The sequence below is a fragment of the Ottowia sp. oral taxon 894 genome (genome assembly GCF_001262075.1).
GTDB classification, from domain to species: Bacteria; Pseudomonadota; Gammaproteobacteria; order Burkholderiales; family Burkholderiaceae_C; genus Ottowia; species Ottowia massiliensis.
Map to the genome: position 1 here is coordinate 897,366 of NZ_CP012073.1, position 15,677 is coordinate 913,042.

The window sequence follows — 15,677 nt, forward strand, 5'->3', positions numbered from 1 at the left end:
AGGTGCGTCTTATCATTGCTCATGACGACAAGTATGAAATCTCTCGGCTTATTAATTAATTGCGACGATGTGGAGCAAAGATTTCATCTGCTCTCGTGCATAATGGATTTATATAAGGGGCTTAATATTTTTGCAACCACGCCACAAGAAGGTTGGGATGTCTTTGCTGATGACGTTTTTGAGCGATTTATACTTTTGAATGAATTGGGGGCAGAACAAAGAAATCAATTAAGATATCTTCAATGCATTGGCTTTGAAAAATGCATTGAGACTGTCGATTCGGGTTCTGGAAGCAACATTTCCATCATGGAGATAAATAATGACAGCAAAGAATCAAAGACGGCCCTCTGGGTGGTGGTGGCGTCTATGTGTCTATACGATAGCTGCTATTATATGGCAACGCCAAAAGGAATATGCGATAGCGAGATTGAGGAAATTGCAGAACTCTTTAGTGATGATTTTTTTGAGGACGGATGCTCGCTTCATCAATGTCTGGTCGCATATATGAAAAAGATACATTCAATCTCAATGGATTTTTTGTTGGTGATGCCGTTATGGGGGGAGTGCAATCGTGTTTCACTGTTATTGGCTGACGACGAAATGCTGCTTGATGCTGTAAAGGCATTGCCATTGAATAAAGGAAAAGTCGCTGACTATGATAATAAAATTGTATTTGGAAATCCATTCGACGGTCCCAGTTTAGGATTCCTGGAGTGAATTGAGCCTATATTGGTTCGTCTAGAGCCGAATGGGACTTATAGATCGGTCATCTTTCCGCTTACACAGACATTATTGACAGCCATGCCTGATTTTGATTCGGTCCTGGCTGGCCCCGCATCTCATCTTGTGAATATATTTAATGGAATAGGGCGAAACCTGATAATCCAGCAAGACGGTTTTTATCGAACCAAAAGAATTCTTTGCTGATTTATGGGCCAGCCCCGGGGTTGGAACGCCTTGGCCTGGTTCTATGCGGATAGATCCGGGAACAATTTTATTGAGCAAGTCGCAGCGGAAAATCAAGCTTGAACTTGGGGGGGTAACCAGGGAGGGCGTGTGTTGGACGCAAGCTTTTCAGGTTATACGCAATGGTTCCGTCAAGATTGGCATAAGCTTCATGGCGCGAGGAATGAAAAGCTGGTGAGCCTGTCGCATTATTACCGTTGGTAAAACCATGCGTACTCCACATTTATTTGTTCTGCCTTATGAGGAAGCAAATTTCGTTGATGTTCATCGCATCTTATGGCATGCGACACATGCTTCCGATTTGGTTGCGATAGTTGATGATTCATTATTTTCCGGAGAAGAGTTTCTTGCAACTGTTGATTATTACAAAAGCATAGGGCGGCTTGATTTTATTGACCTTCTGCCAAAGGCTGGGTATGCCATGCCTGAAGAATATCATGTCAAGACGGCATGTTATGGGAGACTCAGTAGCGAAATAGGTATTGCCAAGGGACTGAATGAGTCAAATATATGGATGCTGGTTGCAACTATTTTTGGCAATGGTAGATTCATGCTGCTGCCAAGGACGTTGCCGGATGAGTTTTTGAATCATGTTATTCAGGATTGGGCTTTTAGGAATGATTTTGTTGAACAAAATATGTTGCTGGATTTGATCAGCCTAAAAAAAGTATTGATCTTGCAGTATTTACCTCAATTGAGTCAAAGAAAACTCACGAACACTGCATCGTGGTTGCGTCAACCAATAAGAAAATTGCAGCAGGATTGCGGCGTATATATGATGCTTTTAATATCATCATGCATGACGATATTGATTTCTAATCGATGCAACAAGGAGGTTCATATTGGTGTGAACATGGAAGGCAGGAGGATGAGGGATTTAGAAAGCATCTATCTTGTAATGATGATATTTCTATGCGGTTTAAGGAAGATTTCATTGAGAAGCGTTTGGCGTTCTAACTGAAATACTGCTGAGGCATCTTATGATTTATAATTTGACAGGCCTGTCTTCAGCAGGCGAATAGTTTTTCTAGATGACTGTGTAGATGATATTGTTTCATCTTGGACGCTGCTGATACAAATATTCAATGGCGATCTTCTGTAAATAAGGATATTGGAAATCAGATCGGTATCCAATCATTTGGAGCCGGATGGAATTTATGAGTCAGTCATTTTTCCGTTTACGCAGGCATATCTAAAAGATTATTATGGAAAAGATATTTTTTCCATCTTTCCGAGGGGTGAATATTTTAAAATCATGGCAGGCAGGAATATACTGGCTTTGTTCAGGGTTGATGGATATATGGAAAGAGCTGGTATTGGGCCATGATATGCGTGGGTCTGTTTCCGGCTTATTGCTGGTTTGTTCTGTATGCAATATGAATATAGATGGTGGTTGATATGCAGCCAGCCAGCGCACGCAACTGAGCGCAAGCTTTGCCGACCCAGGCGAACACAGCCTTCAAGCCCGCTGGAATGCAGGCGGCGGATTGCAAACCCGGGCAGCGCCCAATTCAGCCATGACGCTGCCGGACGCCTGGCCCCAATCTGCCACCAAAAGCCGACGGCAGCGCCTTGGCCCAATACAGCTACCAGCGCGACGCCAAAGGCCGGCTGATCCGCGCCACGGAAAAAATCGGCGGCCGGGGCGCGAGTTAAACCGCGAACAGAAGCTGGCGATACGACGCTGCCGCCATGGCGCCAGGCTGCGTGCAAGCGGACTGCACGGCCATGAAGGCACAAGCCAGCCGCACGCCTTGCCCCGTTACGGCGATCCGGCGGGCCGCCAAGTCCCGCGCGGCGTGCTGGGCAGCATGATGGGGCGCAAGTGAGGGGCCGGGCGGCCTGCTTGGCCGGCGCTTGCGTTTTGCTTCTATTTCGCTCCTTGAACGATAGCATTAGGTCCTAGTGGATACTGCGCGAGAGCCGTTTTTAAGCTCTTGAATTCGCTCCGTTTTTTGACGTAAAACCCGGTTGTCTTTCGTGCTGAAAGCCTGTTTTCAGGTCTGTTTCCGCGTCTGTTTTGGGGCCGGTTTGCGGGTGGGTGGCGGGCTTGGAGCCTGTTTGCCATCTGTCTGCGGGGGGCAAAAGGGGGGATTGGGGCGGTTTGCGGCGTTGCGAGTCCTTGCCGGGTCACAAGGTCCGTCTGCGGTTGGCGCCTTGCCGTTCAGCCTGATTCCTGCGCTTTCGCTCCTCATGGCCAGGCTTTGAACAGGTTCCTGGCAAGCTGCAAGGCTTGTCTGCGGATGGCGCCTTGCAGCGATTCCGGTCGGCTCTTTCGCCCCTCGCGGCCAGGCTCTGAACGGGCGCTTAGTCGTAGGAGATGCGGTAGATCACGTCCAGGGCGGCTTGCTCGCCGGCCTGGCCGCGCACGAGCCAGCGGCGCGAGAGTTCGTAGTAGATGAACAGGGTGCCCATGGCGCTGCCCAGGGTTTGTTCGTAGGTGGTGTAGAGCTTGTCTGAGAGGCGCTTGCCGACGGTGAGGCTGGTGCTGCCGCTGCCGGAGCCTTCGCCTAAAGAGAGTTCGTCCAGGCCCACGCGGGAGGCCATGCTTTTGCCGTCGCGCCCGCTCAAGGCGGCCAGGGCGGCTTGCTGGAGCATGGCGGCTTCTGCGCCGCCGGATGGGGCGGCGCGGCCCAGCAGCAGCCAGGCCAGCGTCTGGCTGTCGGAGAGTTCGGGCTTGGAATACAGGCGCACGCTGGGCAGCAGGGCGGTGCCGGTCACGCGCACGCCGGCTTGCTGGTCGCTTTGGTAGTTGGGGCGCAGGGCCAGGATGTCGAGCACGGGGTTGTCGGCCGCGCCGTTGAAGCGCACGACGCCTTTGCTGATTTGCAGCTGCTGGCCGTAGGCGCGGAAGGTGCCGCCTTCGGTGCGGATTTCGCCGCTGACGCGCGGCAGCGTGCCGATGGGGCCGCTGGCCGTGGCCTGAAGCCGCCCGGTCAGGCGTGTGTCGATGCCTTGTCCGCGCAGGGTGAAGGCGTTGCCCAGGTCCAGGCCGAGTCGGGCGGCGAGGGTGGTTTTGGCTTCGCGCTGGCTGGCTTGCTGCTGCTTTTTTTCGGCTTCGGCGTCTTGCGCGCTTTCGCGGCGGCCATCGGCGCGGTGGATGACCACGTCGTCGTCCAGCGTGGGGGCGCTGTCGTCGGGCAGTTCGATGTGCGCCTGATCCACGCGCAATTGGCCATCGAGCGTGGCGGCGCTGCCTTGCATGGCCGCTTGCAGCTTGCCGGACAGGGCTATCTGGCGGTCAGGCCGGATGCTGGGGCGCAGGCCGCTTAATGTGGCGTCGATGCGGGCGCTCCATTGCCCGCCCGCCCAGCCGGCCTGGCCGCTGGCGGTGACGGAGCCGCCGTCCGCCAAGGCGCTGGCGAGCTGGGCGGTTTGGTTTTCGGCGGCTTTTTTGCCGGGGGCCTTGCCGCCGCCTTGGAGGGTGAGGCGCTCGATGACGAGCTGCTCGCCTTGCAGGCGCGCGCGCAGTTCGCCGTTTTTGAGTTCAAAGCCGTCGGCCACGGAGCGCAGGGCCAGGCCGTCTGCGCCGATCTGGCCGCTCCATTGCGGGGCGCTGCGGGTGCCGCTGATGCGCAAGTCGGCATCAAGCGCGCCGCGCAGCCGCCAGCCGGGCGGCGCCAGCAGCGACCAGGCGGCCACGCGGGGCAGTTTGGCGCTCAGATGCCCTTGCAGGGGTGCATCGGCGGGCCACGGCTCGGGCGCGCTCCAGGGGGCGTCGCCTGCGGCCAGCCGGGTTTGCAGCTGGCCTTCGGCCTGGCCGATCTGGCGGGTTTGCCACAGCAGGCGGGCGGTGGCGTCCTGGCCTTGCACGTTGAGCGACACGCGGGCGGCTTGCAGGCCCGCGCTTTGGCGCTGGGGCGCGCCGGGCAGCGGCGGCAGGATGAGGTCGCCTTGCGTGCGCTCCACGGCCGCTTGCAGGCGCAAGGGCTGCCCGCGCGCCCATTCGGCGTCCCATTCGGCGGCCAGGATGGCGCTGCCAGCGATGTCGAGCACCGGCTCCAGGCTTTTTTGCAGCTCTGCGCCCGGGATGAGCGCGGCCCAGGCGAGCGGCACGTTTTGCAGCTTGCCCTTGGCGCTCCAGCGCGCATCGGCCCATTTCAGGTGATCCCACGAGAGCGTGGCGGGCTGCGCCGCGCTGGCGGGCGAGAGCGCGAGCGCGCCCGCGCTGGCGGCCACGGACAGCGGGGCGGTTTTTCCTGCCTCTTTTCCGGCGTTGGGCTGGCCGCCCGCCGGGCCGTTTTCAAGCGTGAGTGTGAAAGGCGACTTCAGCGCGGCGCGCCATGCGGCGGGGGCGTAATCGGGGTCTTGCGCCGTGATGTCAAGCTGGCTGAAGGCGGCCTGCCAGCCTGAAACAGCTTTGGAGGCAGATTGGGATGGCACGGAGCGCACGCGCGCCTGCGTTTGCAAAGTGGCGCGGCGGTCCGCCTGCCGCGCCGCGCCTTTGAGAAAGACGCTGGCGTCTTGCAGGCGGCCCGTGGCGCGCGCTTCGGCCCCTTGCAGCTTGAGCGGGGCGGCGTCAGCGCTGGCGCGCCACTCCAGCTCAGGCGCGGCGAGCGTGAGTTTCACGGCCGGGTCGCGCCAGCCGCCTTGCCACTGGCCTTGCAGGCTGGCGCGGCCTGTGAGCAGCGTGTCTGCCAGCGCCTGCCGCACGCTGGCGGGCAGCGCGGGCAGGGTTTGCAGCCATTGCAGGGTTTGCGCGAGGCTGGCCGCTTGCACTTCGGCCTGGCCTTTGCCGCTGGCCGGGGCGGCGCTGCCTTGCAGCGCCAGTTTCAGGCCGGGGGCCGTGAGCGCCAGCTGGCCCTGGCCGGACTGATCGGCCAGGCGCACTTGCACGCCGCTGGCGTGCAGCTGCGCATCGGCGGCGTGCAGCGTGAGCGTGGGCAGCTCCAGCCGGCCTGCACTGGCCTGGCCTTGCGGGCCGGCTTGCCATGTGCCCTGGGCGGTGAGCTGGCGCAGACGCAAGCGGGCCACTTCTTGTGCGATTTCCTGCGCGGGCGTGGTCGGGGCGCTGGCGGCGGGCTGGGCGGCGCTGGCGGCGTCAGAGGCTTGCAAATCCACATCGAAGGTGATGGGCGCGGGGGCGGCATCGGCGGCATCCGTCTGGGCCGTCTGGGCCGTCTGGGCCGTCTGCGTGCCGCCTTGCGCCGGGGCGCTGGCCCGCACGTGGCCGAACAGGGGCTGCGCCGCCAGCGCCGTGTGCAGCGCGGCGGGGCGGATGCTTTCGAGCGTGGCGTTCACGCGCCAGCCGCCCAAGGGCTGCGGGCTGGCACTCGTTGCGTCATTTGCTTTGTTTTCGATAGCGGGCGGCGCTGATGCCACGGGGGCTTGCGGCGTTTGGGCTTCTGAATGGGTTTCTGAAGGCAGCCAGTGGCCGTCTGCTTGCAGCGTGCCGCCCGCCAGATCGGCGCTCAGTTGCTGAACGCGCACGCCCAGGCCTTGCGGGCCGGATTGAAGGCTCAGGCGGGCCTGAAGCTTTTGCAGCGGCAGGCGGTGCGCGTCCCACGGGCCGGGGCGCGCGTTGGAGAGGCTGGCTTGCACGTTCCACTGCGGCGCGGCGGCGCTGGCTTCGTTGGGGGCGGCATCGGCGGGGTCGATGCGCACCTGGCCGGACAGGCGCGTTTGCGGCGCAGCGGGCCAGAAGGGGGCCAGGTCCAGCCAGGCGAAGCGGGCCTGCGCCTGGGCCACGGGCTGGGCGGCCCAGGGCGTGATGCGCGCGGCCAGATCGGCGCGCGGCGCTTGCGGGCCGTTTTCCACATCGCCTTGCACATCGTTTTGCGCTTCGTTTTGCGCTTCGTTTTGCGCATCGCTGGCTGCGCCTTGTGCATGCGGCGCAGGCGGGGCGTCAGGCAAGGCGTTGGCGGCTTCTTCATCGCCATGCAGCAGGCGCTCGCCCAGTGCGTCGATGTCGCGCTCTTGCGCCGTGTCCAGCGCGTTTTTGTCAGCGGGATGCTGCTCGCGCAGGCGGGCCGCAAGGCGCATGTCGCTCATGGGGCCGCTCAAGTGGGCGCGCAGCAGCAGGCGGGGCGAGGCATCGGCGGCAGGGGCGTCAGCGGCGGGCGTTTCAGCAGGTGTTTCAGCAGGCGGCGCGCTTTGCGGCAGCGCCTGCTGCAAGGCTTGCAGGCTGAATTCGCCGCGCAGCGAAACGTTCAGACGCGCGCTGGCGTCGTTGCGCAGGCGCGCGCTGGCGCTGTAGCGGCCGCCCATCAGGCTGGCGCTGTCCAGCCGCAGCAGGTGCATGAGCTGGTTGAAGTGGTAGCTGCCCGCAATGCCAGTGATGCGCAGGCCGGGCTGGGCCAGCTCCACGGCCCCGGCGTGAAAGGCGTTCACCTCCACGCGCAGCGGCAGCTCCAGCGGCGCGGGCGGCCCGGCGGCGGGCGCTTCGTCGCTGGGCGGCCGGGCGTCGTCCACGCGGATGCGGGCCGCGCCCAGCTCGTCCAGGCGCAGCTTGCCGCGCAGCAAGGAAAGCAGATGCCAGCGCGCCTGGGCTTCGTCCGCCTCCACGGTCAGGCCGCCCTCGCTCCAGCGCACTTTCGCGGCCTGGCCGCCGTGCAGCACGGAGCCTTGCAGCCCTTCGATTTGCAGGGCGGCCGGCATGTAGGGCTGCGCCCAGGCGAGCGCCTGCTCCAGCGAGCCGGGCGAAGCCGCCCAGCGCCACAGCACGATGAGCGCCAGCAGCGCAGCCGCAAGCAGCGCCAGCAGCAGCCAGGCCAGGCGGCGCGGCCAGCGGCGCCGGGGGCGCTGGGAGCGCGGGGGCGCGGCGGCAGGCGCTTCGGGCAGGGGGGTGGCGGATGAAGGAGCGGTGCTCATGGCGAAAGAGGGCGGAAAGGGTCAGCGGCGGCTGGCAAAGCCGCATCAGAAACAGGAGCAAATTCAGGGTGCCGAAAAACGCGGTTGTCGCAATATCAGCGGGGACCTCATGCTATGGAACAAGGAGCAAATAAAGGCCCTGCAAGCCGCTTCAGAACACGAAGCCCACCGACAGGTGCAGCCTGAATTTGCGTGTCTTGGCGCCGTAGGCGATGGCGGCGGTCATGGGGCCGACGGGCGTTTTCACGCGTGCGCCTGTGCCGATGCCCAGACGCGGGGTGAGCGCGCCGGGGTTTTCGGCCACGTCGCCCGCGTCGATGAAGGCGATGTATTCGATGCCGCTGGGCCGCCCTTCGCTGTTGAGGATGGGGCGCTGCCACTCCAGGCTGGCGGTCATCATGTAGTGGCCGGGGGCGGTGATGCCGCCGCGCGCAATGCCGATGTCGCGCCAGCCGTAGCCGCGCACGCTGTTGTCGCCGCCGGCGCGAAAGAGCAGGGCGCTGGGCACGCGCGCGCCGTCGGGGCTGATGACCGCGCCCGCTTCGGCGCGCACGGCCAGGCGGCTGCTGGCGGCGCTGTGGCCCAAGGGGATGTAGCCCAGCCAGCGCGCCACGCCGCGCGTGAAGGGTTGGCGCTTGCCGTTGATGGTGATGCCGCCGCCCAGCTCAAAGCCCAGGCCCCAGCCGCCGGTGGGGTCAGACAAATGGTTGAAGCGCCGCGTGGTCCATATGAAGTTGAACGAGAGCGCGGAGCCGTCGCCCGTCATCTCGTCGGTCACGTACTGGCCGTCGGCGCCCTTGACGCGCGAGAGGTCGTATTGCACGTAGAAGTTGCGTTCGGAGCGCTCGCGGCTTTGCGAGCGGCCAAAGCGCAGCTGGCGGTTGTAGGTGGTCAGGTCGTCGTCCTTGACGCGGCTGAGTTTGGCCAGCGCGCCCCAGCGCCAGCCGCTGGCGGCGGGCATGGAAAGCAGGTCGCTTTCTATGAAGGTGTTGGCCGCTTCCAGCTGCGCCTTGCTCACGGCGCGCCAGCCGAGCCAGGGCACGCGGTTGTGGCGGTGCTCCAGCGTGATGCGCGGGCCGCCGTCGGTGGTGAAGCCCAGGCCCAGCGTGGCTTTTTTCAGCGGCGCTTCGGTCACCTGCATTTGCACGGGGGCGGTAACGGCGGCGGGGGCGGCGGGGGCGGCGTTTTCGTCCTGGCCCTCGCTTTCGCTGCGCTCTTGCGGATCGACGGAGACGTAGGCCGCGTCGTAATAGCCGCTGCTGATCAGGCGCTGCTGCGCGTCGGCCAGGCGCGCCTGGTCATACGGCTCGCCCACGGCCAGCTGCGCTAGCCGCCCGGGCAAAAAGGCGGGGTAGCGCCGGTTGCCCGTGACTTGCACGGGGCCGAGGCGGTACAGCGGGCCGGAGTCCAGCGTCACGCCCAGCTTCACGCTGCGCGCGGCCTCATCCACATCGGCCTGGCTGCGGCCCATGCGGCCTGCCGGATAGCGCTTGGCAATGAGCTGGCGCAGCGCGCCGGATTTGGCGCTGCTCCACGCCTCTTGCGTGAAGCCCTTGCCCGCGCCCAGCGCCCAGTCTTCGCGGATGGCTTTTTGCTGCTCTGCGGCGGCCGGGTCGGCGGAGTGCGCGATGTCGCCCGCAAAGGCGATGTCCGCCGCCTCCACCATCGCCTGCTCGCCTGGCTCCACGGCAATACGCACCACGGGCGGCTGTGCGGCGGCTTGCCGCGTGAGCGTGATCTGCGGCGAGAAATAGCCCTGCGCGGCCAGCAGGCCCTTCAGCCCGCTTTCGGCCAGCGCCATCAGGCGGTCCAGCTCGGCGGCGTCCAGATCGGGCACGGACTGGTAGCGGCGCAAATCGTTATGGCGCTCCAGCAGCGTTTTCAGCTCTTCATTGGCCGTTTGCACTTCAATGGTGAAGGCGGGCTTTTCAGCGGTGTTTCCGGCGGCGTCCGGGGCGGATTCGGCGGCGGACGCGCTGGCGGCGGCCGGGGCATCATCCGCCCGCGCCGCCGCGCAGGGCATCAGGGCCGCTGACAAGCCTGTCAGCAGGGTCATTGCCGCCACGTCCAGGCGTGGCCGCTTCTTGGGGGAACAATCGGGCAGGCGCATCGGGGCGGAAGTGTAAAAGCAGCCCCCCGCCCCGAAGCCCGCCGCAAATGCCAACTATTTGCCGTTCAGGGGTTTTTGCGAGTCCGGCGGCGCCCGAAAGCCCGAATGCCCGGACATTCAACCGAACGCCCCGCCTTTTGCCACCTTTGCCCATCAAGGATGAAACCCATGAGCCGCAGCCTGCCCGGTTTTTCCGCCCCCGCCGCCTCTTTTGACCAGCCCTTTGAAATGATGGAAGCCTGCCACGACCGTGTGCAGCGCAGCCTCGATCTGCTGGAGCGCATCGTCCGCCACATCGACGAAAACGGCCACGACGCGCAGTCGCGCTCGGCCGTGCAAGACGTGCTGCGCTACTTCAACATGGCCGCCCCCCACCATCACGAAGACGAAGAGCGCCACGTCTTTCCCCTGCTCGAGCACTCGCCCGACGCACGGCTGCGCCAGGCCGTGGCCACCCTGAAGGCCGATCACGTGCGCATGGCCGAACTCTGGGCCGCCCTGCGCCCGCGCCTGCAAGCCTGGCAGGCGCCCGATGCCCCCGCGCTCACCGATGAAGACCGCGCCCTGGTGCGCCGCTTCACCGGCATCTACGCCACCCACATTCCTTTGGAAGAAACCCTGGCCTACCCCGCCGCCCAGGCCCTGCTGGAGCCGCAGCCGCTGGCCGAAATGGGCGCCGAAATGGCCGCGCGGCGCAAGGGCAAGTGAAGCGGGCCGCGCCGCCTGATGGCCCTCGGAACCCGTTCAAGGTTCGCCCGTGGACATCAGAAACAGGAGCAAATATGCGGGCATTAAAAATGGCTTCTGCGCCCATTCCACTAGGACCTAACGCTACAGATAAAGGAGCGTAATCAGGCGTTCCCGGGGCGTTCAGGCGGGCTGGATGCGCACGCCGTCGTGGATGCGGTCGTCAGGCTGGAGGATGACGGTCTGGCCGGGGGCCGCGCCTTCGAGGATTTGCGCGGCGGCGTCCGAGCGCAGGCCGACGCGCACGGGGGTCAGGCGCGCGCGGCCGTTTTCCACGACATACAGCGCCCAGCCGCCTGTGCTGCCCGCGCCGCTTTCGGTGGCGGCGGTGCGGAAAAGGGCGCTGGCGGGCACTTGCACGGCGTTTTCTTCCTGGCGGGTGATGAATTCGGTTTCAACGCGCCAGGCGTCGCCCAGGGCTGCCCAGTCGGCGCGGGGGCTGGTGAGTTCCAGGATGACGCGGGTGCGCTGCTCTTGCACGCCCAGGGCGGAGACTTTGGTGAAGCCGCCGGGTTCCACGCGGGTCACGCGCGCTTGCAGCGCGCCTTCGCCGCCCCAGCGCAGCACGCGGGCGGCCATGCCGGGGGCCAGGCGAACGGCGTCGGTGGACAGGACTTCGGCTTCGATTTCAAGCTGGGCGGTGTCGCCCACTTCCATCAGGCTTTGGCCGGCGGCCACGGGGGTGGCGCTTTGCAGGCTGCGGCGCAGCACCACGCCGCTGACGGGCGAGAGCACGGGCTGGGGCGCGCGGGCGCCGCTTTCACCTGCCGCGCCTTCATGGGCGAGCGTGGCGCGGGCGGCGGCCACGCGGGCGATGGCGGCTTGCTCGTCGGCCTGGGCGGCGGCCAGTTCGGCGGCGGCGCGCGTGGCGGCGGCCTGGGCCTGGTCCAGCGCTTCTTGCGAGGCGGCCTGGCCGGCGGCCAGGGCGCGGGCGCGCTTGAGGCTGGCTTGCGCGAGCTGGTGGGCGGCGCGCGCGGCGGCGATGCGCTGGCTGGCGGCGGCTTGCTGGCTTTGGCCGCTTTTCACGTCGGCTTCGGCCTGAGCGCGGCTGCGGTCGTCGAGCAAGGTGCTGGCGGCGGGGGCGATGTAGGCCACGGGCTGGCCTTCCTGCACGGCGTCGCCCGGCTCCAGGGTGATGCGCTGGAGCGTGCCGGAGACGGGGGCGGCGATGGCGTAGCGCTGTTTCAGCCGCGTTTTGGCTTCTTCGGTGAAGGTTTCCTGCAGGGGGCCTTGCGTGACGGCGCCGGTGGCGGCCAGCTGGCGCGGCTCGCGCCAGGTGAGAAAGGCCAGCGCGCCGATGAAGCTGGCGGCCAGAACGAAGTAGAGGGCTTTGCGCGGAAGGGTCATGGGCGGCTCGGAGGTGGCAAAGGGGCTTTATTCGCGGGTTTTGAGCGCCTCGATCAGGTCAAGGCGGCGCACGCGCCAGTTCACGGCCAGGGCCGAGATGATGGCGCTCACGCAGGTCACGAACGAGGGAAAGGCGAAGGTGGAAGGCCGCACGATGAGGGGCACGCGAAACAGCTCCGTGCTCATGCCATGCGCCACGAAGGCCGACAGGGCGTAGCCCACGGCGGCGGCCACGGGCAGCGACAGCAGCACCAAAAGCGCCAGCTCGCCCAGCAGGATGTAGCTGACTTCGCCGCGCGTGAAGCCCAGCACGCGCAGGCTGGCCAGCTCGCGCGTGCGCTCTGACAGCGACATGCGCGCCGAGTTGTAGACCACGCCGAAATTGATGATGGCGCCCATGAGGGTGGCCATGAGGGTGAAGATGCGGGTGAAGGTGGAGATGGTGCTGCGGTAGTTGCGCAGCGAGGCGGCTTGTGATTCGGCGCTGGAGACCAGCGGGCGGCGATCCAGCTCGCGCAGCACGCTGGTTTCCATGCCCTTGTCCACCAGCAGGAAGGCGCTGCTGGCCAGATCGTCATCGCCCAGGGCGCGGTTGAGGGCGGGCAGGCTCATGTAGGCGTTCATGCCCAGGGATTCATCCAGCAGTTGCGCCACGGGCAGGGTCAGGCGCGGCTGGCGGCCTTCCATCACTTCCACCCACACGGTGTCGCCGGGCTGCACGCCCAGGCGGCGGGCCAGCCACGTGCCCAGCACCAGGCCGGCGGGCGGCAGCTGCATGCGCTGCAAGCCGGCGCTGAAAGGGCGGCGCATGCGGGCGTTTTCAGGCAGGCCCTCGATGGCGGTGAGCACTTGATGGTTCAGATGCCCGATGCGCACGGAAACCATGCGCGTGCCTTCCACGGCGCGCACGCCGGGCAGGGCGCGCAGCTCATGCAGGGCGCGGCGCGGCGCGGCTTCGGTGAAGGAGGCGGCCACGTCGTAATGCCGCGCCAGGCCGAATTCGACGGCCAGCAGGTGGTTGATGGCGGCGATCTGGAAGTCCGACATCATGACGATGCCGCCAGCCAGCGCCAGGCCAATGACGGTCATCAGCGCCTTGAAGGGGCGGCGCTCCAGCTGCCGCAGGATCATGCGCGTGGGCTGCGAGAGCCAGCGCGTCAGCCCCAGCCGCTCGATGAACGTGGGGCGAAAGCTTTCGGGCGCAGGCGGGCGCATGGCCTGCGCCACCGGCTCGCTGGCGGCGGCGAATACGGCGTGGCCCGTACCCGCCAGCGCGGCCAGCAGGCTGATGGCCGCGCCAATGGCCACCACCTGGGCATCCGTGCTGAACACCAGATAGGGGAAGCGGAAGTTTTGCTGGTACAGCCCGGCCAAAAGTGTGCCCAGCCACGCGCCGGCCAGCGTGCCAATGACCGCGCCAATCAGGCAAATGAAAGTGACGATTTGCCCGTAGTGCAGCGCCACTTGCCAGGTGCCATAGCCAAAGGCCTTGAGCGTGGCCACCTGGTCGCGCTGCATGCCGATGAGGCGCTTGAACACCACATTGAGCAAAAACGCCGCCACGCCCAGGAAGATGGCCGGAAACAGCCACACGTTGGTGGCCAGCTGCTTGAGTTCTTCATGCAGGAAGCGAAACGACATCTGCTCCATGCGGCCCGTGGCGCCGATGCCGCCGTAGCGTTGCAGGATGCGGTCGGTGGCGCGGATGACCTGCTGCTCTTGCTGAAGGCGCGCGCTGGCCGTGCCGGCGTGCGCCAGGCGGATCACGATCTGGTTGAACGCGCCTTTCATGTCCATCGCCGCTTCCATCGCCCGGCGCGGCGCCCAGACGATGGCGTAGCGCTCGTAGTCGGGAAACATGCCGCCGTGCTTGATCTGGTTCAGATGCTCGGCGGACACGGCAATGCCCGCCAGGCGGAACCACTGCGTGCGCCCGTGCACCGTCAGGCGCAGGCGGTCGCCCGGCTTGAGCCGGTGCGCCTTGGCGAAGCCGTCGCTGATCAGGATTTCGTCTTGCGCGCCCGGCGCCAGCATGCGGCCCGTGCGCAGGTGCACGCGGTTGAGGCGCGGCTGGCCGTCGTCAGGCAGCGACTGCATGAGCGCCTGCACGGGGTCGGCAAAGCCGGGCACTTCCATCTTGGCGAACGAGACGATGCGGGTTTCCGTTTCGGCCACGCCGGGCAGATCGGCAATTTGCCGCTCCACCGCGCTGGGCGCGCGCTTGAGGTGCGCCCACACGTGCGCAAAGCGCTGCTGGGCATACAGCATGTCGCGCGTGGTGCGCAGCGAGTCCAGCGTGGATTGCGACATCACCAGCATGGCAATGCCCGCCGCAATCACCAGCGCAATGGCCAGCGCCTGCCCGCGCATCAGCCACAAATCGCGCAGCGCCTTGCGGGTCAGGGCAGATACCGGCATGCCTGGCCTTTTCCTTCAGCGGCTCACCATTGCAGGCTGGCCGCCTGCTGGCGAGTGGCATTGCGCTGCTCGCGCACGATCTGGCCGTCTTGCATCCACAGCACGCGGCTGGCCATGCGGGCGATGTCGGCGTTGTGGGTGATGATGACCGTGGTGGCGCCCATTTCGGCGTTTACCTGCTCCAGCGCCTGGAGCACGCGCACGCCCGTGGCCGAATCCAACGCGCCCGTCGGCTCGTCGCACAGCAACACCGCAGGGCGCTTGGCAATGGCGCGCGCAATGGCCACGCGCTGCTGCTCGCCGCCCGAAAGCTGCGCGGGAAAGTGGTCCAGCCGCGCCGTCAGCCCCACCAGCGCCAGCGCCTCTTCGGGCGCGAGCGGATGGCGGGCGATTTCCGTGACCACCGCCACGTTCTCGCGCGCCGTCAGGCTCGCAATCAGGTTGTAGAACTGGAACACGAAGCCCACGTGCTCGCGCCGAAAGCGCGTGAGCGCCGCGTCATCGGCGCGGCTCAAATCCTCGCCGCCATAAAACACCTGCCCGCTGCTGGGCACATCCAGCCCGCCCAGAATGTTCAGCAAGGTGGACTTGCCGCTGCCCGAAGGCCCCAGCACCACCACCAGCTCGCCGCGCTCCAGCGCCAGATCCACCCCGCGCAGCGCGCGCACCTGCACATCGCCCATGTGATAGGTCTTGGTCAGCCCTTGCGCCCGGAAAACGGGCGCAGCGGCTGCAACTTCAGGCATTTCTGGCGTGCGCATGCGGCAAATTATGCGAAAGGCATTCGCCGCCTCTGCGACAATCTGCACCTTTCCGGAACCCGGCGCGCGGCCAGCCAGCCCGCGCCGCCGCCGTGGAAACAGCGAAACCTGCTTTGATAACAAGAGCAGATTCAAGCCCATGAAAAGGCCCGTCCTCGCCGTATCCACGCGAGATCGTGCTATGAATGAAGGAGCGAAAAAACGCCCTTTCAGACGGATGTGCGGCAGATTCCAGGAAAAAAAGCCTGAGTGGTGAAATCGGTAGACACAAGGGACTTGAAACAATTTGAGCCTCCGCGCGGAAACGCCCGGAGTGAAACCCGTCAAATTCGGCGAACGCCCCCGGCCCCGTGCCCGGCCAACGCCGAGCCAAGCCTGCCAGCGCAGGAAGGTGTAGAGAGCAGACGGCGGGCGCCTAAAGCCGCAAGGCCAGGGCGAAGGCGTGCTCCAGCCCACGAACGGCGGCTTTTCCTGCGCGAAAAGCCGCCGGCGGCGAAAGCCGAAGCGGGAAGAAAATC

Annotated in this window: 8 protein-coding genes; 3 read left to right on the top strand and 5 right to left on the bottom strand. The window is 65.0% G+C overall.

Features of this window, described 5'->3' with window-relative positions; translation table 11 throughout:
• The first annotated feature begins 21 nt into the window (after window positions 1-21).
• Complete coding sequence (locus ADJ79_RS13975) at window positions 22-717, top strand: hypothetical protein (RefSeq protein ID WP_156304010.1); 696 nt, start codon at window positions 22-24, stop codon at window positions 715-717.
• A gap of 457 nt (window positions 718-1,174) precedes the next feature.
• A complete protein-coding gene (locus ADJ79_RS13980) occupies window positions 1,175-1,927 on the top strand; it encodes a hypothetical protein (protein ID WP_156304011.1) in 753 nt (250 codons plus the stop codon).
• 1,346 nt (window positions 1,928-3,273) lie between these two features.
• Here the strand turns inward: ADJ79_RS13980 and ADJ79_RS15560 are convergent.
• Entirely contained in the window at window positions 3,274-7,776 is a 4,503-nt protein-coding gene (locus ADJ79_RS15560) for a translocation/assembly module TamB domain-containing protein (RefSeq protein WP_050714866.1), read from the bottom strand.
• Between the two features lie 151 nt (window positions 7,777-7,927).
• The gene (locus ADJ79_RS03835; protein WP_172674017.1) at window positions 7,928-9,832 is read right to left on the bottom strand and encodes an autotransporter assembly complex family protein; all 1,905 of its coding nucleotides are present in this window, start codon (window positions 9,830-9,832) and stop codon (window positions 7,928-7,930) included.
• A 222-nt stretch (window positions 9,833-10,054) separates the two neighbouring features.
• On the opposite strand from ADJ79_RS03835, the gene ADJ79_RS03840 reads away from it, so the two are divergent.
• Window positions 10,055-10,594, top strand: coding sequence for a hemerythrin domain-containing protein (locus ADJ79_RS03840; protein WP_050714868.1), 540 nt, complete (start codon window positions 10,055-10,057; stop codon window positions 10,592-10,594).
• A 162-nt stretch (window positions 10,595-10,756) separates the two neighbouring features.
• Here ADJ79_RS03840 and ADJ79_RS03845 read toward each other — a convergent pair whose 3' ends face one another.
• From ADJ79_RS03845 to ADJ79_RS03855, 3 genes are read right to left on the bottom strand one after another with little or no spacing between them, the layout of a single operon-like run.
• Window positions 10,757-11,980, bottom strand: coding sequence for an efflux RND transporter periplasmic adaptor subunit (locus tag ADJ79_RS03845; RefSeq protein WP_050714869.1), 1,224 nt, complete (start codon window positions 11,978-11,980; stop codon window positions 10,757-10,759).
• Between the two features lie 27 nt (window positions 11,981-12,007).
• The gene (locus ADJ79_RS03850; RefSeq protein ID WP_050714870.1) at window positions 12,008-14,398 is read right to left on the bottom strand and encodes an ABC transporter permease; all 2,391 of its coding nucleotides are present in this window, start codon (window positions 14,396-14,398) and stop codon (window positions 12,008-12,010) included.
• Between the two features lie 23 nt (window positions 14,399-14,421).
• The gene (locus ADJ79_RS03855) at window positions 14,422-15,144 is read right to left on the bottom strand and encodes an ABC transporter ATP-binding protein (RefSeq protein WP_050716384.1); all 723 of its coding nucleotides are present in this window, start codon (window positions 15,142-15,144) and stop codon (window positions 14,422-14,424) included.
• Window positions 15,145-15,677: the final 533 nt, after the last annotated feature.